We start from the raw sequence: 20272 nt of genomic DNA on the forward strand, positions 1-20272 counted from the left end.
CGTGATTGCGGTGCCGTCCCTCCCGTGTCACATCTCCATGACGATGAGGCAACACCCCTTCGCCGGAGCCGACACGCCATGCGGATCGCCACCTGGAACGTCAATTCCGTCAAGCAGCGGCTGGAGCATCTGCTGCGCTTCCTGAAGGAGGAGGCGCCGGACGTCGTCTGCCTGCAGGAGCTGAAGTGCCAGGAGGACGCCTTCCCGCGGCTCGAGCTCGACGGCACCGGCTATAACATCGCGCTGTGCGGGCAGAAGAGCTTCAACGGCGTCGCCATCCTCTCCAAGCGGCCGCTGGAGGACATCCGCCTGCGCCTGCCTGGTGACGACGATGACGGTCAGGCGCGCTTCGTCGAGGCGCTCGTGCCGGGCAAGAAAGGCGCGGCGCGCATCGCCGCGATCTACCTGCCGAACGGCAATCCCGCGCCGTCCGAGAAATACAGCTACAAGCTCGCCTGGATGGACCGGCTCCATGCCCACGCCCGGACCCGGCTCGCCGAAGAGGAGCCCTTCGTAATCGCGGGCGACTTCAACGTCATCCCCGAGCCGAAGGATGCAGCCCGGCCGGAGCTGTGGGTGAACGACGCGCTGTTCCTGCCGCAAACGCGGGAGAAGTTCCGCGGCCTCCTCAACCTCGGTCTCTACGACGCCCTGCGCTCCACCACCGATGCCACGGGCCTCTATACCTTTTGGGACTACCAGGCGGGGGCGTGGCAGAAGAACAATGGCATCCGCATCGACCACCTGCTCCTGTCGCCGCAGGCGGCCGACCGGCTCCGGAGCGTCACGATCGTCAAGCGCACGCGCGCCTGGGACAAGCCGTCCGACCACGTGCCCGTCATGGCCGAATTCGATCTGTGAACGCCATGGCTCACGGCCCGTTGTTTCCCGGTACGCCGCCTCCTTGATTGCCACCGCCCTGGCCGCCGCGGTTGCCGCCCTGTGAGGAGCCTCCATCACCCGGCGAGGCGGGGCCGTTGCGGTCGAGCCATTCGATCGGCTGCCTTGACGGCACCTCTTCCACCTGCCGGCAGAGGGCCCGGTTGCTGCTCCGCAGGCAGGCCTCGAAGAAGTCGAAGGTGTTCGCCGTGCCGGGCACCGGCCCGACGAGGCCGGTCCGCGTGACGACGACGACGTCTGCGGGACGCACCATGTCGACACAGCGGCCCGCGAGCGTGCAAACCTCGACCGCTCCCGTCTGCAGCACCACCGTGACGCGGGCGGCCTCGACAAGAAGATCGAAGACTGTGCCACGTACGCCGATGGTCGCGATCGGCGTGCGGATCTCGTACGCGCCGGAGGGCGAGGCGCCGCTCACCCAGCGGAAGGCGCCGCGGGTGGCGCGCACCACGGCTTCAGTTGCCGTCCGGTCGGGATTGAAGACGAAGCGGTCGAGCGTGACGACGGCATTGGCCGTCATCATCAAGTGCGTCTCGTCGCGGAAGACGAGGCGAGCCGCGCTGTCCCGGCCGGTGCGGATGATCTCGTCGGCGAAGACGTCCGAACCGACGGTGACGGTCCGCACCCGCCCGTTGAGGCTGCCCGACACCTGGCGCTCGGCGATCACGGCCGCGCCGATGTCCGTCTCGGCCGCTGCGGGCCCGCAGAGCGCCGTCAGGAAGCCGGCAGCCAGTGCCGCCACAGTGGCAATCGTGCACCTTGCCATCGCGCGCCCCTCTTTGCTTGACGAGAGTATAACTTGCAACGCAGCCAGTGCACGAGGAAGGGGCGCGATTTGCCTTGCGCACCGGCGATTGCGACAGTCTCTCCTGCAGACGGAGACGACCCATGCAGGACAGCGGCCCGACGCCGACGACACCGACGGACCGACGCCGATGGGCACGCCGCCACCTGCAGCCCGGCGGCTGGATCGCCGTGCTCGTTCCGGTTGCCGTCACTGCCGCGCTCATCCTCTGGGCGCCCATGCCGGTGCGCGCCGTGCGCGACATCACATTCGACAGCTACCAGCGCCTGTCGCCGCGTCCCTACGACCCCACCCTGCCCGTTCGCATCGTCGATATCGACGACGAGAGCCTTGCCCGACTGGGCCAGTGGCCCTGGCCGCGGGCGCGCCTCGCCGCGATCGTCGACCGGCTGCGGGCGGCCGGTGCCGTCGCCTTCGACATCCTCCTGTCGGAGCCGGAGCGAACCAACGGGCCGGACGGCGACGAGCGGCTGGCCGAGGCCGTCGCCTCAGCCCCTGTCATCATGAGCCTCTCCCTGACGAACGCCCCTGGTGAGACGCCCCTCGCGCCGAAAGCGGGCTTTGCCACGGCAGGCGACGATCCCCTGAAATTCGTGCCGCGCTTCTCGGGCGTCATTCCCTCTCTGCCGCTCTTCACCGAACCGGCAGCCGGCCTCGGGGCGCTCAACTGGGTGCCGGATCGCGACCTCGTCGTGCGGCGCGTGCCGACGCTCATGGCGCTCGGCGATGCGCTGGTGCCGGGCCTGGCAAGCGAGGCGCTGCGTGTCGCGCAAGGGGCATCGACCATCCTCGTGCGCGCCTCGAATGCGAGCGGCGAAACCGCTTTCGGACGTCCGACGGGGATCGCGGCCGTGCGCATCGGCGAGGTCACGATCGCCACAGAGGCGGACGGGGCGCTGCGCATCCACTATGCCGGCACCCGAGACGAGCGTCGCCTCCCGGCCTGGCGCCTGCTGGACGGCTCCGCCGATACGGCCGCGCTTTCCGGCGCCATCGTCCTCGTCGGCGCGAGCGCCGCCGCCCTTGCCGACGTGCGCGCGACGCCGCTCGAGGCGGCGGTGCCCGGCGTCGATATCCACGCGGAATTCCTCGAGCACGTGCTGTCGGGTGCCCGCCTGATGCGGCCGGATTATGCGCCGGGCGTCGAGGTGGCCGGGCTTCTTGCCCTCAGCGCCCTTGCCGTGGCACTTGCCCTGCGAGTGCGGCCCCTTGTCAGCGCCCCCGCCTTCCTTGGCCTCGCGGCGGCCGTGGGCGCGGCAAGCTGGCTTGCCTTCTCGCGCGCGGCGATGCTCATCGATCCAGTCTGGCCGCTGGCCGGCACGGCGGCGTCTTTCGCCAGTGCCATCGCCATCGCCCTGCGTCGCACTGAGGCGGAGCGGCGGTGGATCCGCCAAGCCTTCGCGCGCTATCTGTCACCGGAGGTCGTGGCGGTGCTGTCGCGCGAACCAGGGCGCCTGGCGCTCGGCGGCGAAACCCGGCCGATAACCGTTCTCTTCGCCGACATTCGCGGCTTCACCAGTCGTGCCGAGCGGCTCGACGCGCGGGACGTCGTCGCCTTCCTCAATACCGTGCACACGCCGCTGACCGACGAGGTGATGCGCCACGGCGGCACCATCGACAAGTTCCTCGGCGACGGCCTCATGGCCTTCTGGAACGCACCGCTCGACGTGCCCGACCACGTGGCGAAGGCGCTCGCGGCCGCCCTCGCCATGCAAGCGGCCATTGGCCGGCTTGCCCCAGCCCTGGCGCAGGAGGGTTTGCCGCCGCTTGCCGTGGGCATCGGCATCCACACCGGTCCGGCCTGCGTCGGCAACCTCGGCTCGCTGCATCGCTTCGACTATTCCGCCGTGGGCGATACGGTAAATGCTGCCGCGCGCATCGAGCAGGCGAGCAAAATCTACGGGGAGCCAATCCTCGCCTCGGGAGCGGTCGTCGCCGCGGCGCCCGCCTTCGGCTTCCTCCTCGTCGACGAGGTGCGCCTGCGCGGCCGCGGCGAGGCGACGCGGCTTTATACGCTCGTGTGCGGGCCCGACCAGCGGGACGCCGGATTCGACGATTTCCGCCGGCAACACGACTGTGCCATCGAGGCCGCAATCGGGAGGCGGCCATCAGCACGAGAGCTTCTGGACGAGGTATCGCGAAACTCCCGCGGGGTTGACCGGGCGCCGCTATACGCCTTCCACCGGGCGCGACTCGCGGAGAACGAGTCGGTGTCGAAAGGCTGAATCAGCTGAGGTTTTTAGCGGTGTTTGCTGAGATACTGCTGCATGTAGGCGAGCGCCGCCTGCCGGTCGCTTTCGCTCGCGGAAGAGAAGGCCTTGTCATGCAGATCGATGATCCAGCTGTCCTTTTGCGGATCGGCTGCCTCGCGGGCCATCGTCAGCCACATCAGGCCGCGGGCACCTTGCCGCGGCACGCCGTCGCCGAGGATGAGCAGGTTGCCGAGTAGCGCCTGGGCGGCGTGATGCCCCTTCTCCGCGGACAGGTGCAGCCAGCGCGCTGCCTGGCGGCTGTCCTTCTCGACGCCTAACCCCTCGAGATAGAGGCGTGCAAGGCCATACTGCGCATCCGGATCGCCGTAGTAGGAGGCAGCATAGTAGAACATGTCCACCGCGCGGCTGACGTCGCGTTTGACGTAGCTGCCGGATATGCCTTCAAGAAAATAGCCGCCGAGCGCGACGAAGGCGCTGGAGACGAAGCGCGCATTGGCCGAAGCCGGGCTCTCGTCCGCATACTGGTCGGCGATCTTCGAGAAATACTCGAAGGCCTTGAGATCGTCGTGGCCGACGCCGTCACCCTCGGCATACATGCGGCCGAGCTTCCACAGCGCCATGGTATGGCCCTGGGTTGCCGCATATTCGAGCGCGCGCACGGCGCCCACCTTGTCGCCGGCGTTGTAGTCGCGGATGCCGATCTTGAAGGCGTCGCGCACCGACTTGAAGGCATCGGTGGGCGAGGCGCCGATCACCGGGGCGGCGGCGGAGCGCGGGCCGTCGAGCGCCAGGGCCGCCGGCGTGGCGGCAAAGACGAGAGCGCCGAGCCCGCAGGCGAGTACTCTACTGGTCAGCATAGCAGTGCTTTTCTTCGAAGGCGCCGGGATGGGTCACGGCGCCGCCGCGCGCCGGCCCAACCGTCTGCGCATATTTCCAGAGTGCCCCCGAGCCATAATCCGTCTCGCGCGGGGTCCAGACGGCGCGCCGACGCGCCATCTCAGCCTCGGACAGCCGCACATCCAGCCTGCCGGCCACGGCATCGATCTCGATGATGTCGCCGTCGCGCAGCAAGGCGATCGGTCCGCCAACAGCCGCCTCCGGCCCGACATGGCCGATGCACAGGCCTCGCGTCGCGCCGGAGAAACGTCCGTCCGTGATAAGCGCCACCTTGTCGCCCATGCCCTGCCCGTAGAGGGCCGCCGTCGTGGCCAGCATCTCACGCATGCCGGGGCCGCCGCGCGGCCCTTCGTAGCGGATGACGAGAACGTCCCCTTCTTCGTAGGCGCGGTTCGTCACCGCCTCGAAGCAGGCCTCCTCGCTGTCAAAACATCGGGCGGGTCCGGCAAATTCGAGGCTGTCCTCGTCCATGCCCGCCACCTTCACGATGGCGCCATCCGGCGCGAGATTGCCGCGAAGGCAGACCACGCCGCCCGTCGGCGACAGCGGCTTGTCGGCGGGACGCACCACGTCCTGCTCATCGTTCCAGCGCACGGAAGCGAGGTTTTCCGCGATCGTGCGACCCGTGACGGTCATGCAGTCGCCATGAAGGAAACCGTGGTCGAGCAGCGTCTTCATCAGGAGCGGAATGCCGCCGATCTCAAACATGTCCTTGGCGACATAACGCCCGCCGGGCTTGAGATCGGCGATATAGGGCGTGCGGCGGAAGATCTCGGCAACGTCGAAGAGGTCGAACCCGATGCCCGCCTCATGGGCGATAGCCGGCAAATGCAGTGCCGCATTGGTTGAGCCGCCCGAGGCGGCCACCACGGTCGCTGCATTCTCCAGCGCCTTCCGTGTGACGATATCGCGCGGGCGGATCTGCCGGGCGACGAGTTCCATGACCATCTCGCCCGCCGTCATGCAGAAGCGGTCGCGGATCTCGTAGGGCGCCGGTGCACCCGCCGAATAAGGCAGCGCGAGGCCGATGGCCTCCGAGACGGTTGCCATGGTGTTGGCGGTGAACTGCGCGCCGCAGGCTCCGGCCGAAGGACAGGCCACCTGCTCCAGCTCGGCAAGGTCGTCGTCCGAGATGCCGCCGACGGAATGGCGGCCCACGGCTTCGAAGACATCCTGCACGGTGACGGGTTTTCCCCGAAAGTGGCCGGGCAGGATGGAGCCGCCGTAGATAAAGATCGAGGGAACGTTGAGGCGCACCATGGCCATCATCATGCCGGGCAACGACTTGTCGCAGCCGGCGAGGCCGACGAGCGCGTCATAGCAGTGGCCGCGCATGGTGAGCTCGACCGAATCGGCGATGACCTCGCGCGAGACGAGCGAGGACTTCATCCCCTGGTGGCCCATGGCGATGCCGTCGGTCACGGTAATCGTGCAGAACTCGCGCGGCGTTCCGCCGGCGGCGGCGACGCCCTTCTTCACCGCCTGGGCCTGACGCATCAGGGCGATGTTGCAGGGAGCCGCCTCGTTCCAGCAGCTGGCGACGCCGACGAAAGGCTGGTGGATCTGCCGCTCTGTCAGGCCCATCGCATAATAATAGGAGCGATGGGGCGCACGCGCGGGCCCCTCCGTCACGTGACGGCTGGGCAGCTTCGCCTTGTTGAAGACGCGCGCGTCCATATGGCAACGCACTCCCTGTTCGCCCTGCCCCTTGCGAGGCAATTCTTTCCCAGAAGCCTGCGGCGATGCCAAGAGGCACCCACGAGCCCAATCCTCCCGGCAATTGCTTGCCGGAACCTTGGACCCCGCAGCCAAACCGCAGCGCTTTCAAGGATTTGCTGTGCGTAAAGAGGTGCGACTCGTTTATGGCGGCTTCGCGGCAGCCGCAGCGCCAGGGCCGTGCCGATCGTCGATCGTCACGGCCTGTTGCGCTGAAGTCACATAAAATTGAGAGGAAATTAACCTTAATCGCTATGCGAGGCGTGCGAGCGCTTCGCGGATCTTGCCCTGGCGCAGGAGAGCGCCCTCCCGGCGCTCCTTCTGCTCCTCCACGACCTCTTCCGGGGCGCGGGCGACGAAGTCCGCATTGGCGAGCTTGGCGTCGATGCGGGCAATGTCCGCATCGAGCTTGCCGAGTTCCTTCTCGAGGCGAATACGCTCGGCAGCGAGATCGACGAGGCCGGCGAGCGGCAGGGCCGCCACCTCGCCGCGGACGATGAGCTGGATGCTGCCCCCGGGCACAGCTTCGGCATAGCTGATGTCGCCCAGCCGGGCGAGACGGCGCAGCACATCTTCCCAGCGTGCGACGCGCGCCCGGGTCTCGGCGGAGGCACCAACGAAGACGAGCGGCACCTGCGCCCCGGCCGGCACGTTCGTCTCTGCCCGGGCGGAGCGGATGTCGGACACGAGGTCGATGATCCAGCCGATCTCGGCCTCCGCCTCGGCATCGCCCGCCACCCTGGTCGCAGGCCACGGCGCGAGCGCCAGAATCGTCTCCCGCGCGGGCCCCTCTTCGCCCTTGATGGCCCATAGCTCCTCGGTGAGGAAGGGCATGAAGGGGTGCAGCAGCTTGCAGATCTCGTCGAGGACGAAGGCGATCGTCGCCCGCGTTTCGTCCTTGGCGGGGCCGTCCTCGCCCTGCAGCACAGGCTTGGCGAGCTCGAGATACCAGTCGCAGAAGAGATTCCAGACGAAGCGGTAGGCCGCGCCGGCCGCCTCGTTGAACTTGAACGCCTCGAGCGCCGCCGTGACCGCGCCTGCGGCCGCCCCGCACTCGCCGACGATCCAGCGGTTGAGCGTCAGCGTCGCCTTGTCCGGCGCGAAATCCGCCACGCGCACGCAGCCGTTCATCTCGGCAAAGCGCGCCGCATTCCAGATCTTGGTCGCGAAATTGCGATATCCTTCAACCCGTTGCGTCGAAAGCTTGATGTCGCGCCCCTGCGCGGCCATGGCGGCGAGCGTGAAGCGCAGGGCATCGGCGCCGTATTTCTCGACGAGGTCGAGCGGGTCGATGACGTTGCCCTTCGACTTCGACATCTTCGCGCCCTTCTCGTCGCGGACGAGGGCGTGGATGTAGACGTCGCGGAAGGGCACGTCGTCCATGAAATGGATGCCCATCATCATCATCCGGGCGACCCAGAAGAAGATGATGTCGAAGCCGGTGACGAGCGTGCTGGTCGGATAATAGCGGGCGAGCTCCGGCGTCTTTTCCGGCCAGCCGAGCGTCGAGAACGGCCACAGCGCGGAGGAGAACCAGGTGTCGAGCACATCCTCGTCCCGGGTGAGCGACACTTCGCTGCCGTAATGGCGGGCCGCGGCGGACCTTGCCTCGTCCTCACCCGCGGCGACGAAGACATGGCCATCCGGCCCGTACCACGCCGGGATCTGGTGCCCCCACCAGAGCTGACGCGAGATGCACCACGGCTCGATGTTCTCGAGCCACTGGAAGTAGGTCTTCTCCCATGTCTCGGGCACGAAACGCGTCTTGCCGGCGCGCACCGCGGCGAGCGCCTTCTCGGCGAGCGGCTTGACATCGAGATACCACTGGTCCGTCAGCCAAGGCTCGATGACGACGCCGGAGCGGTCGCCGTGTGGCACCATGTGGGTGTGCGGCTCGATCGCCGCGAGAAGCTCCCGCTCCTCCAGCATGGCGACGATGCGCTTGCGCGCCTCGAAACGGTCGAGCCCATGGAGTGCGAGCACCGCGTCGAGATCGGCGCCGGCCACGGCGCCCTCAAGGAAAGCTTCGTTATCGCGCACCGTGATTTCGGCCTCCGGGCCAAGCACGTTGACGAGCCGGAGGCCATGGCGCTTGCCGACATCGAAGTCGTTGAAATCGTGCGCCGGCGTGATCTTGACTGCACCGGTGCCCTTATCCGGATCGGAATAGGCATCGGCGACGATCGGGATGCGCCGGCCGACGAGCGGCAGCACGACATTCCGGCCGATGAGATCGCGATAGCGCTCGTCCTCGGGATGGACCGCGACCGCGGTGTCGCCGAGCATGGTCTCCGGCCGGGTTGTGGCGACGGTGATGAAGCGTTCCGCCTCGCCCTCGACCGGATAGCGGATGTGCCAGAGATGACCCTTGACCTCGACCTGCTGCACCTCGAGATCCGAGATGGCGGTAAGGAAGCGCGGATCCCAGTTGACGAGGCGCTTGTCCTTGTAAATCAGGCCCTCGGAATGGAGGGTGACGAAGACCTTTACGACGGCCTGCGACAGCCCCTCGTCCATCGTGAAACGCTCGCGCGACCAGTCGCACGAGGCCCCGAGGCGCTTCAGCTGGTTGATGATGGCGCCGCCGGACTGTTCCTTCCACGCCCAGACGCGCTCGACGAAGCGCTCCCGCCCCAGGTCCCGGCGAGACGGCTCCTGCCGCTCCATGAGCTGGCGCTCGACCACCATCTGCGTAGCAATGCCGGCATGATCCATGCCCGGCTGCCACAGCACGTCCTTGCCACGCATGCGCTCGAAGCGGCAGAGCACATCCTGCAGCGTGTTGTTGAGCGCATGCCCCATGTGCAGCGAGCCGGTGACGTTCGGCGGAGGAATGACGATGCAATAGGGCGGCGCGCCGGCGCGATCCGCACGCCCGGCGCGAAACGCCCCTTCCTTCTCCCACAAGGCGGAAATCCGCGCCTCGACGGCGCCCGGCTCGAAAGTCTTGTCCATCACCCAAACCATTTGCGCACGCCGGCAGGGGCCGGCGCGGGGAACCGACTGGTAGAAAGCGAAGCGACAGGCATAAGTCAATCGCGGACCAGGTTGATCCGGCGATCAGACTGCGCGTGTCGCAACAAGACTCAGCGGCGGCCGCCGCGTGCCACGCGCTCGATCTCCTGCCGCACGAGGCGCTCGACGATGGCCGGAAGATTGTCGTCGAGCCAAGCCTTGAGCATGGGACGCAGCATATCGCGCACAAGGTCCTCCAGCGTGCGCGCACCCTGACCGGAAACGTTGGACGTCAGAGCCTCGAACGAGGAGGCGACGCGGGCGCCGGTCTGTGGCGAGAGCAACTCGTCCCTCGCCTCGCGCTGGGCAGATGCGGGCTCCGGCTGTCGCGGCGGCAGCGCAGCTGAAAGCGACGCGACCAGCGACGGCATAGCCTCCTCGGCAACGCTGCGCTCGATGGCGGCGCGGGAGAAGCCTTCGCGGCCGGCCGGCGCGTTCAGGGGCGTCGCATGCGGTGCGGGCCCGGGAGCCGGCGGGCGCACCGCGGCGCCAGACTCTTCGGCGGCAACAGGCCTGCGCGGCGTCTCCGGCAGGAAGGGTTCACCCCGGTGCATCCGCTCATGAGCGGCGGCCTCACGGCGCAAGCTATCGGCACGGGCGCCGTCGGGACGGCCGGCATCCTGACGGGGGATGCGTTCTTCCGCCACCGGCAGCCGGGGAGCCGGCGCCGCCGCGGACTGGTCCTCCGTGATGATGCGCCGGATGGACGCGAGAATCTCGTCCATCGTCGGCTCGGGCGTCTTCGCAGGGTCCTGCAGCTTGGGGCTCGCCGAATTCATGCGTCGCACCGATCAATTGTCGGACGCGGGAATCACGTCCGTCCGCCTCAGCCGAGTATTTCACGCAGAAAGGGCGAGGCAAGCGCCCCGCCCGAAAGACCACAGGATTTAGCGGCATTCCGGCCGCAAAATACCACCTCTGCTACTTGCCGCTCGGCGTGTCGAGACCGATCCACTTGTCCTTGACCTGCTCGAAGTGGATCTTCGGATCATAGGTCGCGACCCTGAGGCCCAGCGTGGGCGCCGCCAGGCGACCGACGGCCGAGAGCACGCCATAGGATGCAACGATGCGGTCTCGCTGGGCCGTGACCAGCTCGACGCGAGAATTGAGCAATGCCTGCTGGGCGTTGAGCACGTCGAGCGTCGTGCGCTGGCCGACCTTGGCCTCCTCGCGGACGCCCTCAAGCGCGACTTGGTTGGCTTCCACCTGCGCCTGCGCCGCCGTGATCTGCTGCTTGGCAGCCTCCAGCTGTGACCAGGTGGCGATGACCTGCTGGCGCACCTGGTCGCGGATCAGATCGACCTGGATGCGCGCCTGACCGGCGGTCTCCTTGGCCTGCCGGGTCTGCGCATAGACGACGCCACCCTCATAGATGGGAACGTTGAGCGTGCCGATGATGGAGGCGCTCGTGCGCCGGTCGCCAGAAATGGTCTGGTCCCAGCTCTGCGACACGCCCGCCGAAACCCGGAAATCGGGCAGCAGTTGCGCTTCCGTCGCCTTTACCTGCAACTCGGCCGTATCGACGCTGTGTTGCGCGGCGGCGATCGCCGGGTGGCGCTGCAACCCGAGCGCGACCGCCTGATCCACCGTCTTGGGCAGGTACTTCTCGGCCGAAATGCCCGGCCCGAGCTGCTTGGGCTCAACGCCGATCACCTGCCGGTAAGTCGCGATGCTGGACCTGAGATTGGCCTGGGCCACGCTCTGCTGGGCGCGCCCGGCAGCGAGCGCCGCCTCGGCCTGGGCGACGTCCGTGCGCGTCACCTCGCCCACGTCAAAGCGGTCCTTCGTCTGGCGCAGTTGCTCCTGCAGCACCTCGACGTTGTTGGTCTGCAGGTTGTAGACGGCGGTGTCGCGCAGCACGTTCATATAGGCGATGACGCCTTCGAGGAGCACGCTCTGCTCGGTGTTGCGAAGCGTCTCGCGCGCACCGAAGACCTGCGATTCGGACGCGCGCACCGTGTTGAGCGTGCGGCCGCTGTCGAAGATCATCTGCTGCACCTCGATACCGATGGTGCGGCGGAACAGATCGTCATTGGACCCGCCGACGTTGGGTGTGCGCGAATTTAACGCCACGGCGCCAATGGTGCCCTGCGCGGTGATGGTGGGGCGCCAGCCGCCCTTGGCGCGGGGCACGTTCTCGTCGGTGATGCGCACCTGCGCACGCTGGACGTTCAGAGACGGGTTGTTCTCGTATGCCTTCGCGAGCGCGCCGGCCATCGTCTCGGCCTGCGCAGCAGCGCAGGACGCGAGGATGGTGCCGGACAGTGCCGCAAGCTTCAGCCACTTCGCCCCGGTGGTCTTCGAATGTCGAATCACGGCCACCTTCCCGTCATGTCGAGGCCTAAAAAGCACCTCAGAATCCTTCTTCGAACGTGCCAGCCCCTGCGAACGCTCGGCGGCGAGCATACAGCCCGGATCCGGCAGCGAGAACCGCTGACGCGAACGATCGCGCCAACTTTTCTGGTTGTGCCGCAAAAATGCGACACAGCGTATAACCTTGAAGACAATCAAAACTGGAAGGACGGCGCGCGCCGCAACCCCTCGATCACCGGCGCTGCGGCATCGAACAGCCGACGGCTACCCACCGCCTCGCCAGCACGCTGGAAGAGCACGACCCGGCCAGCCCCTTCCGAGGCATCGACCGCGGCGAGCCTTCCGCCGTCGGCGAGCTGGGCGAGCAATTCGTCGGGAACGGTCTCATAGGCCCCGTTCACGAGAATCAGGTCATAGGGCGCGCCCGCTGCATAACCCTCGGCGACCGGTCCGACCTGGACCGTGACGTCGCAGCCGAGATCGGACAGGATGGCCTTCGCACGCTCTGCCAGAGCCGGATCCGCCTCGAGCATGACAACATCGCCCCCCAGACGCTCCATGACAGCGCTCGCGTAGCCCGTGCCGCCGGCCACATCGAGGATGCGGCTGCCCGGCACGATGTCGAGAGCCTGGATCATCCGGGCGAGCACCATGGGTGGCAGCATGACACGCGCCGTCCCGTCGGCGAATCGCGTCAGCGTGATGGCTCGGTCGGAATAGGCGGTAGCTTCCGCGGCGGCCGGCACAAAACGCTCGCGCGGCACTTCCTCAAGGACGCTCAGCAAGGCATGGTCCACCACGTCGAAGGTTCTGACCTGGCAGTCCACCATGGTGCGGCGGGCTTGGGCGAAATCGAGCATCGGGGGGACCTTTCAGGATCGCTGCCGGCAGGACACCCCGGGCAGCGTTCCCGCTGGCATCGGGCCGGCGGGTTCGATCCCGAAAGCGGTATCGCCGGATATGGAGGCCTCGCCCGGAATCGAACCGGGGTGCAAGGATTTGCAGTCCTCTGCGTAACCACTCCGCCACGAGGCCTCGCCGCGGGTTCATACCAAAGGCGCGGGCCCTTCCGCAACATCCGTTTTGGGGTGCCCCTCCCCCTCGATCCACAGCCTGGTGACGGGCACGAAAAGGGGTTGCAGGAGCGTCTGTCATGATATAGTCAACCGGCCGTGATCCCCGATAGCTCAGTCGGTAGAGCGTTCGACTGTTAATCGAATGGTCGCAGGTTCGAGTCCTGCTCGGGGAGCCACCTTCTTCCTCCCAAAATCGTTGTTACGCTTCAGATTGCCCCGTCCGCGCTCGGACATTGGCGCCGCAAGCGCCAATGAGGTGCCAATCCACGCAAGATCGAACGAGAACGCTGCGGACCTTGGTGAAGCGTTGCCGCCAGTTGGCGGCTTTCATCAAGGATCTTGCCGTCTGCCAGCTTCCTGGCCGTCCCAAACAGTGACCTCCGGAACGGCCGGTTCGGCCGACCCTCCGACGGGCAGGAGCGCTCCGGACCTCAGACTCGAAGCAGATCGTGGCCTGCCGGTCCTCCACGGTCGGCATCGCCGACCACAGCCAGCGTCTCATCCGCAATCACCTGCTCCTCGTCGGTCGGGATGACGTAGGCGGCGATGCGGCTGTCTTCCGTGCTGATGCGCGGGGCGTTGGCGGCATTGGCGCCCGCATCGAGCGTGAGGCCGAGCCAGCCCAGCCGCGCGCAGACCTCGGCACGGATGCGCGGCTGATTCTCGCCGATGCCCGCGGTGAAGACGACACCGTCGAGGCCGCCGAGCGTCACGGCGAGGCGCGCGATCTCGCCCGCGATGCGGAAGCAGAAGAGCGTGATCGCCTCCTCGGCCCGCACATCCCGGCTATCGAGGAGAACGCGGCTGTCGGGGCTGATGCCGGAGACGCCGAGAAGACCCGAGCGATGGTACAGAAGGTCCTCGACGGCGGCGAGCGGCATGGCCTTCTGCCCCATGAGGTGAAGGAGAACGCCGGGGTCGAGCGCGCCGCAGCGCGTCGCCATGGGAATCCCGTCGAGCGTCGAGAAGCCCATGCTCGTGTCCCGGCTCACGCCGCCCTCGAGCGCACACAGGCTGGCGCCGCTGCCGAGATGGGCGACAACGACCTTGCCGGCCGCCGTCTCAGGCGCACGGCGGGCGAGTTCGCCGGCAATAAACTGGTAGGACAAGCCATGGAAGCCATAGCGCCTGATTCCCTCGTCGTGCAGCGCGCGCGGCAGGGCGAAACGGCGCACGATATCGTCCTGGCTCTGGTGAAAGGCGGTGTCGAAACTGGCACACAGCGGCAGCGTGGGCCGCAGGTGCCGGATGCCGCGGATGATGCGCAGGCTCTGCGGCTGGTGCAGCGGCGCCAGAACCGTCAATTCGTCGAGCTTGCCGACGACATCGTCGTCGATAAGGACCGGCCCGGTGAAGGTGCCGCCGCCGTGCACCACCCGGATGCCCGCCGCCCTCACCCGCTCGAGGTCGACGTGCTGGCCGACGAGACCGAAAGTCTCGGCCAGAAGACCCCGCACGTCCTCGGCCGGCGCCGCGAGTGCCGTTTCGAAGGGCAGCGGCCCCTCGTCGAGCCGGAACATCGGCGGCGCGCGGCGCAGGTCGATGATGCCCCGGGCGATGCGCCGCGCCCTCCCCGCGCCGGCCTCGAACAGGCCGATCTTGATCGTGGACGAGCCGGCGTTGAAGGTGACGAGAAGATCGCCCGTCATGCACCCACCCCCGGCGGGCGACGGGGCGCCGCAGCGAGTCTTGCCAGTGCTGCCGAGGCGATCCGCGCCGAGAGAGGATCGGCCCGGCTGGTGAGGACGATCGGCACGCGGGCGCCGAGGACGAGCCCGGCGGCCGTCGCGCCGGCAAAGTAGATGAGCTGCTTGGCCAGCATGTTGCCGGCCTCGAGGTCCGGCACCAGCAGGATGTCGGCCCGGCCGGCGACGGGCGAGACGATGCCCTTCGTGCGTGCGGCATCGGGGCTGATGGCATTATCGAAGGCAAGCGGCCCGTCGACGCGCGCGCCGGTGATCTGGCCGCGGGCCGCCATCACGGTCAGGGCTGCTGCGTCGAGCGTCGACGGCATCCTGGGGTTGACCGTCTCGACGGCGGCGAGCACGGCGACAAGCGGCTCCTCCATGCCAAGGATGCGCAGAAGATCGACCGCGTTCTGACAGATGTCCCGCTTGTGGTCGAGCGTCGGCTGGATGTTGACGGCCGCGTCGGTGACGATGAGCGGCTTGTCGTAGGCCGGCACGTCCATGGCATAGACGTGGCTGATACGGCGCTCGGTCCTGAGGCCGGAAGACGGTGCCACGACCGCGCCGAGCAACTCGTCCGTATGCAGGCTGCCCTTGACGAGAACGGACACCGCGCCGGCGACGGCGAGCTCCACCGCGCGCTCCGCAGCCGCGTGGCTGTGGGGGACGGTTTCGATCGTGATGCCGTCGAGCGATACCTGCGCCGCGTCGGCCGTGGCACGGATCTTCGCTTCCGGCCCGATCAGGAGCGGCTCCAACAGGCCCTCGTCCCGCACCTCGACCGCCGCCTGCATGGCGGCGACGGAGCAGGGATGCACGATGGCCGCGCGGACCTGCGGCGCCTTGCGGGCCTTTGCCACAAACTCTTCGTAGCGGTCATGCCGTCGCAGCGAGACGTCGGGCAGGCGTTTGCGCGGCCATTCGATGCGCCGCTCCGGCGCGATCACCGTCGCGACGCCGCTCAGGACCTCCTCACCCCGCTGGTTGGTACAGACGGTGTCGAGAAGGACGATGCGCTTCTCGGGGCGCTTCTCCCGCACGCTCGCCCGTGCGGTGATGGTGTCGCCTGGGGTGACCGGCTTCAGGAACTTCAGCTCCTGCCCGAGATAGATCGTGCCCGGGCCGGGAAGTTCCGTGCCGAGCACGGCCGAGACCAGCGCCGCCGTCCACATGCCGTGCGCGACGACGTGGCCGAACCTGTCGGTCGCCGCGAAGGCGGCATCGAGATGGGCCGGGTTGACGTCGCCCGAGACGGCCGCGAACAGGTCGATGTCGTCACGGCCGACAACACGCACCAGCGAGGCGCCGTCGCCCGGGCGCAGCTCGTCGAAAGTGCGGTTGCGCAGGAAATCGCTCATGCCGCTCACCTCTGGAAGATGTAGGTGCCCGGAGCATCGGCGAGGGGCGGATAGCCCTTGCGCGGCGCCCCCATCGCCGGCGGGGCGACCCGCTCGCCTGCTGACCGCTCCGCGAGCCAGGCCGCCCAGTCCGTCCACCAGGAGCCCTCCTTCACCGTCGCCGCCGCCAGCCATTCGTCCGGGCCGAGATAGAGGGCGGAGGCCTCCTTGAGGCCGGTGCGGAAGGTGCGGCCGACATGCCCCGGCTCGCTGACGATCCCCGCATTATGGCCGCCGCTCGTCAGGACGAAGGTGATGTCCGTGTCGCAGAGCTGATGCACCTTGTAGACCGAGCGCCACGGCGCCACGTGGTCGCGCTCCGTGCCGACGACGAACATCGGCACGCGGATGTTCTGCAGGGCCGCCGGGCGTCCCTCGACCATGAAGCGGCCGCTCGCCAGTTCGTTGTCGATGTAGAGGCGCTGCAGATATTCGGCGTGCATGCGATAGGGCATGCGGGTCGTGTCGGCGTTCCAGGCCATGATGTCGAACATCGGCGCCCGCTCGCCCATCAGATATTCGCGAATATGCCGCGACCAGACGAGGTCGTTGGTGCGCAGCAGCTGGAAGGCGCCCGCCATCTGGTCGGCGGAGAGATAGCCCCTGTTCCACATCATGCTCTCGAGGAAGTGCATCTGGCTGTGGTCGATGAAGAACGCCAGTTCGCCCGGCTCGGTGAAATCCGTCTGCGCGGCAAGAAGCGTCATCGAGGCGAGGCGATCGTCGCCAGCATGGGCCATGGCCGCCGCCGCGATCGCCAGGAGCGTGCCGCCGAGGCAATAGCCGACCGCGTTGACCTTCACATCCGGCAGGATGGCATTGATGGCGTCGAGCGCCGCCATCACCCCCATCCGCCGGTAGTCGTCCATCGACAGATCGCGGTCCGTGGCGTCGGGATTGCGCCAGGAGATGCAGAAGACTGTATGCCCCTGCCCGACGAGATAGCGGACGAGCGAGTTCTGCGGCGAAAGGTCAAGGATGTAGTACTTCATGATCCACGCCGGTACGATCAGCACCGGCTCGGCCAGCACCGCCTTTGTCGCCGGCGCATACTGGATGAGCTCGATCAGATGGTTGCGGAAGACCACCTTGCCCGGCGTGACCGCGACGTCGCGGCCCGGCTGGAAGGCGTCCGCGCCCACGGGAAGCTGTCCGGTCGCCTGCCGGGTGACATCCTCAAGAAAGTTCGAGAAGCCTTCGAGATAATTGGCGCCGGCGGTCTCGATCGTCTTCTCCAGCACCTCCGGGTTCAGCAGCGGGAAGTTCGATGGCGAGAACACGTCGAGGAGCTGCCGCACGGCGAAGGAGACGACCTCCTCGTGGTGCGGGCTCACGCCGGGCACCTCGCGGGTGACGTTGTGCCACCATTGCTGCTGCAGCAGGAAGGCCTGGGCCCATAGGCTGAACGGCGGCTTGCGCCAGCCCTCGGCGCGGAAGCGATGATCGCCGGGCAGCGGCTCGATGCAGGGCGGCGTGTCGGGCCGGGCTGCCGCGGCGGCGATATGGGCGGCGATGCGCCCGGTCTTGCGCACCGCCTTGTCGATGAGCTCCAGCCGCTTGCCCGGCGCCGCGGCGAGATGGATCGACCAGTCGAACAGGGCAAGCGCCAGCGAGGTCGGCGAGATTCCGCCGGTTATCGCTCCTGTCAGCGCCTCGCGCATGCGGTCCAGGGCGCGGTAGCCCTCCAGTCCCAGGCTTTCGTCGCGACACGTGTGTGCCGTCGAGATCCGGGGGTGACGGGGATCGTTCATCTCGCGTTCCTCTGTCCAGCCCGACCGCAGGCCTTCACGTCGGGCATGTCCGCGCTGCGTCGCACAATGGCACGCCGGGCAACCCCACCGTTTGATCTCGCACAAAGCAGACCCCGGCCGTGCCGACGCATGATCGCGGCTCTCAGACATGATCCGCTTCAATGTGACGACAACCCGGAAGCCGCCGCGATCGTTCTCGAGGCCGCGGCCTCGCCCGCCTCTCACCCGCAGGGTTCAACCGAAGGAGTGTGCCATGCCCAAGATGAAAGCCGCCATAGCGCGGGTGTTCGGCGAGCCTCTCGCCATCGAGGAATGGACGGTGCCGGAGCCGCGGCCGGACCAGATCCTCGTCAAGATCGCGGCGACGGGCGTCTGCCACACCGACCTGCACGCGGTGAAGGGCGACTGGCCGGTCAAGCCGACGCTTCCGTTCATTCCTGGCCACGAGGGCGTGGGCACGGTTGCCGCTGTGGGGCGCGACGTGAAGCGCGTGAAGGAGGGCGACCGTGTCGGCGTGCCCTGGCTGCACACGGCCTGCGGCTACTGCCCCCATTGCCGCACCGGCTGGGAGACGCTATGCGGCAGCCAGCAGAACACCGGCTATTCCGTCAACGGCAGCTTCGCCGAATATGCCCTCGCTGACCCGAACTACGTCGGCCGGCTGCCTGAAAACCTCGCCTGGGGACCGGCCGCGCCGGTGCTCTGCGCCGGGGTTACCGTCTACAAGGGCCTCAAGGAGACGGAGGTGAAGCCCGGCGAATGGGTGGCGATCTCCGGCATCGGCGGGCTCGGCCACATGGCCGTGCAATATGCGCGCGCCATGGGCATGCATGTCGCCGCCATCGACGTGCATCCCGACAAGCTGGAACTCGCCAGGTCGCTGGGCGCGGAGATTGCCATCGACGCCCGCGAGCGCGACCCTGTTTCGGAGCTGCAGCAGCGCATCGGCGGCGTGCATGGTGTCCTCGTGACGGCGGTGTCGCCCGCTGCCTTCGAGCAGGCTTTCGGCGTGCTGCGTCCGCACGGCACGATGGCCCTCGTCGGCCTGCCGCCGGGCCGTTTCGCGATGCCGATCTTCGACACGGTGCTGAAGCGCATCACGGTACGCGGCTCCATCGTCGGCACGCGCCAGGACCTCGAGGAGGCGCTTGCCTTCGCCGGCGACGGCGCCGTCGCGGCCCATTTTTCCTGGGACCGGCTCGACAACATCAACGACGTCTTCGAGCGCATGGAAGCCGGCGCCATCGACGGCCGGGTCGTCCTCGACCTCGCCTGAGCCCTTCGGCGGCGATGGTCTCCGTCGCCGCCCCTCATCCGCCTAGGCCGCCATTCAACCGGCGTTGAAGATAACCTTGCGGAAGCGGCCGAGCGAGACGGCGAAATAGGCGACACCGATGGCGGCGAGCGCCAGCATCTGCGGCAACACGATTTTGAGCCCCGCCCCGCGATAGAGCACGGCCTGCGAAAAGGCGACGAAATGCGTCGCCGGTGAAATCTGCATCACATGCTGCAGCCACTCCGGCATGCTCTCCATCGGGGTCGTCGAGCCCGACAGGAGGTTGAGCACGATGAGCACCGGGATGGCGAGCAGTCCGAACTGGGCCATTGAGGTCGAGAAGGTGGCGATCAGGATGCCGAGCGCCGCGACCGAGAACTGGTAGAGCACCGCCCCTGAAAGAAAGAGCAGGATCGATCCGGCGATGGGCACGGCGAGCAGCCACTCAACCACGACGACGAGCGAGACGAAGGCCGCCGCCACGATGACGAGGCCATTCGCCAGGATCTTGGCGAGCATGATCTCGACAGGCGTCACCGGCATGACGAGCAGGTGCTCGACGGTACCGTGCTCGCGCTCGCGGATCAGCGCGGCCCCGGTCAGGATGACGGACAGCATGGTGATGTTGTTGATCACCTGCATCACCGAGGTGAACCAGGACGAGGTCAGGTTTGGATTGAACATCGCCCGCACGACGACGTTGACCGGCAGGATGGCGCTGCCCTCCCGCCGCTGCAGGAAGGCGATGATCTCGTTCGTCAGGATGTTCTGCACGTAGACGGCGCCGTTGCCCGCCTGGGTCATGGCCGTCGCATCGACATTGACCTGCAGCTCGGGATGGCGCCCGGCGAGGAGATCCGCCTCGAAGCGCGGCGGAATGACGAGCACGAAGACGAAGCGCCCCGCATCCATGGCCGCGTCGATGTCGCCGGCGCCGATTTCGACCGGCGTCTTGAACAGGGGCGGCAGGAAGGCATCCTGCAGTCGGCGCGACAAGGACGAGCGGTCCTCGTCGACGACCGCGATGGCCATGTTCTCCGCCTCCGTCTTCGCGCCCGTCGCCACCGAGTAGATGGCGAAGGTGAAGGTGTAGAGGATGAGCGCGACGAGGACCGGGTCGGCCCGGATGCTGCGCAATTCCTTCACCGCCAGGCGCAGGACATTGGCGACATGGCCGCCGATGCCGCGCGCCGACAGGCGATGCCGTTTCGATTGCCCGCTCATC

The 20272-nt window shown here is 67.7% G+C and carries 14 protein-coding genes and 2 tRNA genes; 4 read left to right on the forward strand and 12 right to left on the reverse strand.

Annotated elements, in window-relative coordinates:
* Positions 1 to 78: 78 nt before the first annotated feature.
* Entirely contained in the window at positions 79 to 861 is a 783-nt protein-coding gene (xth, locus tag ASC46_RS06190) for an exodeoxyribonuclease III (RefSeq protein ID WP_055458391.1), read from the forward strand.
* 10 nt (positions 862 to 871) lie between these two features.
* Here xth and ASC46_RS06195 read toward each other — a convergent pair whose 3' ends face one another.
* The gene (locus tag ASC46_RS06195; RefSeq protein ID WP_071923736.1) at positions 872 to 1666 is read right to left on the reverse strand and encodes a FecR family protein; all 795 of its coding nucleotides are present in this window, start codon (positions 1664 to 1666) and stop codon (positions 872 to 874) included.
* Positions 1667 to 1788: 122 nt separating this feature from the next.
* Here ASC46_RS06195 and ASC46_RS06200 point away from each other — a divergent pair, with 122 nt between their 5' ends.
* The gene (locus ASC46_RS06200; protein WP_055458393.1) at positions 1789 to 3930 is read left to right on the forward strand and encodes a CHASE2 domain-containing protein; all 2142 of its coding nucleotides are present in this window, start codon (positions 1789 to 1791) and stop codon (positions 3928 to 3930) included.
* Positions 3931 to 3944: 14 nt separating this feature from the next.
* Here the strand turns inward: ASC46_RS06200 and ASC46_RS06205 are convergent, their stop codons facing one another.
* The 7 genes from ASC46_RS06205 to ASC46_RS06235 all read right to left on the reverse strand — a co-directional run bounded on the left by ASC46_RS06205 (position 3945) and on the right by ASC46_RS06235 (position 12894).
* The gene (locus ASC46_RS06205; protein WP_055458394.1) at positions 3945 to 4775 is read right to left on the reverse strand and encodes a tetratricopeptide repeat protein; all 831 of its coding nucleotides are present in this window, start codon (positions 4773 to 4775) and stop codon (positions 3945 to 3947) included.
* Complete coding sequence (ilvD, locus tag ASC46_RS06210) at positions 4762 to 6492, reverse strand: dihydroxy-acid dehydratase (protein WP_055458395.1); 1731 nt, start codon at positions 6490 to 6492, stop codon at positions 4762 to 4764. Before ilvD ends, ASC46_RS06205 begins: the two co-directional genes overlap by 14 nt.
* Before the next feature lie 291 nt (positions 6493 to 6783).
* Complete coding sequence (locus tag ASC46_RS06215; RefSeq protein ID WP_055458396.1) at positions 6784 to 9489, reverse strand: valine--tRNA ligase; 2706 nt, start codon at positions 9487 to 9489, stop codon at positions 6784 to 6786.
* A 128-nt stretch (positions 9490 to 9617) separates the two neighbouring features.
* Positions 9618 to 10325 (reverse strand): PopZ family protein, encoded by a 708-nt coding sequence (locus ASC46_RS06220; protein ID WP_055458397.1) that lies wholly within the window; start codon positions 10323 to 10325, stop codon positions 9618 to 9620.
* A 142-nt stretch (positions 10326 to 10467) separates the two neighbouring features.
* Complete coding sequence (locus ASC46_RS06225; protein ID WP_245280484.1) at positions 10468 to 12057, reverse strand: TolC family outer membrane protein; 1590 nt, start codon at positions 12055 to 12057, stop codon at positions 10468 to 10470.
* On the reverse strand, positions 12054 to 12719 hold the full coding sequence (locus ASC46_RS06230) for a protein-L-isoaspartate O-methyltransferase family protein (RefSeq protein ID WP_055458398.1): 666 nt from the start codon (positions 12717 to 12719) through the stop codon (positions 12054 to 12056). The genes ASC46_RS06225 and ASC46_RS06230 overlap by 4 nt, the downstream gene beginning before the upstream one ends.
* A gap of 101 nt (positions 12720 to 12820) precedes the next feature.
* Positions 12821 to 12894 (reverse strand) — tRNA-Cys (locus tag ASC46_RS06235).
* 141 nt (positions 12895 to 13035) lie between these two features.
* Here ASC46_RS06235 and ASC46_RS06240 point away from each other — a divergent pair.
* Positions 13036 to 13111: transfer RNA gene (locus tag ASC46_RS06240), tRNA-Asn, on the forward strand.
* Positions 13112 to 13366: 255 nt separating this feature from the next.
* On the opposite strand, the gene ASC46_RS06245 is transcribed toward ASC46_RS06240, so the two are convergent.
* The 3 genes from ASC46_RS06245 to ASC46_RS06255 are packed head-to-tail and all read right to left on the reverse strand — an operon-like array spanning position 13367 to position 17771.
* The gene (locus ASC46_RS06245; RefSeq protein WP_055458399.1) at positions 13367 to 14584 is read right to left on the reverse strand and encodes an acetate/propionate family kinase; all 1218 of its coding nucleotides are present in this window, start codon (positions 14582 to 14584) and stop codon (positions 13367 to 13369) included.
* On the reverse strand, positions 14581 to 15981 hold the full coding sequence (locus ASC46_RS06250; protein WP_055458400.1) for a bifunctional enoyl-CoA hydratase/phosphate acetyltransferase: 1401 nt from the start codon (positions 15979 to 15981) through the stop codon (positions 14581 to 14583). Before ASC46_RS06250 ends, ASC46_RS06245 begins: the two co-directional genes overlap by 4 nt.
* A 5-nt stretch (positions 15982 to 15986) precedes the next feature.
* The gene (locus ASC46_RS06255; RefSeq protein ID WP_055458401.1) at positions 15987 to 17771 is read right to left on the reverse strand and encodes a PHA/PHB synthase family protein; all 1785 of its coding nucleotides are present in this window, start codon (positions 17769 to 17771) and stop codon (positions 15987 to 15989) included.
* A 253-nt stretch (positions 17772 to 18024) separates the two neighbouring features.
* Between ASC46_RS06255 and ASC46_RS06260 the strand changes: the two genes are divergently transcribed.
* Positions 18025 to 19047, forward strand: a complete 1023-nt coding sequence (locus ASC46_RS06260) for a zinc-dependent alcohol dehydrogenase (RefSeq protein WP_055458402.1) — start codon at positions 18025 to 18027, stop codon at positions 19045 to 19047.
* Between the two features lie 54 nt (positions 19048 to 19101).
* Here ASC46_RS06260 and ASC46_RS06265 read toward each other — a convergent pair whose 3' ends face one another.
* A complete protein-coding gene (locus ASC46_RS06265) occupies positions 19102 to 20271 on the reverse strand; it encodes an ABC transporter permease (protein WP_055458403.1) in 1170 nt (389 codons plus the stop codon).
* Position 20272: the final 1 nt, after the last annotated feature.

The organism is Chelatococcus sambhunathii, assembly GCF_001418005.1.
Lineage (GTDB): Bacteria > Pseudomonadota > Alphaproteobacteria > Rhizobiales > Beijerinckiaceae > Chelatococcus_A > Chelatococcus_A sambhunathii.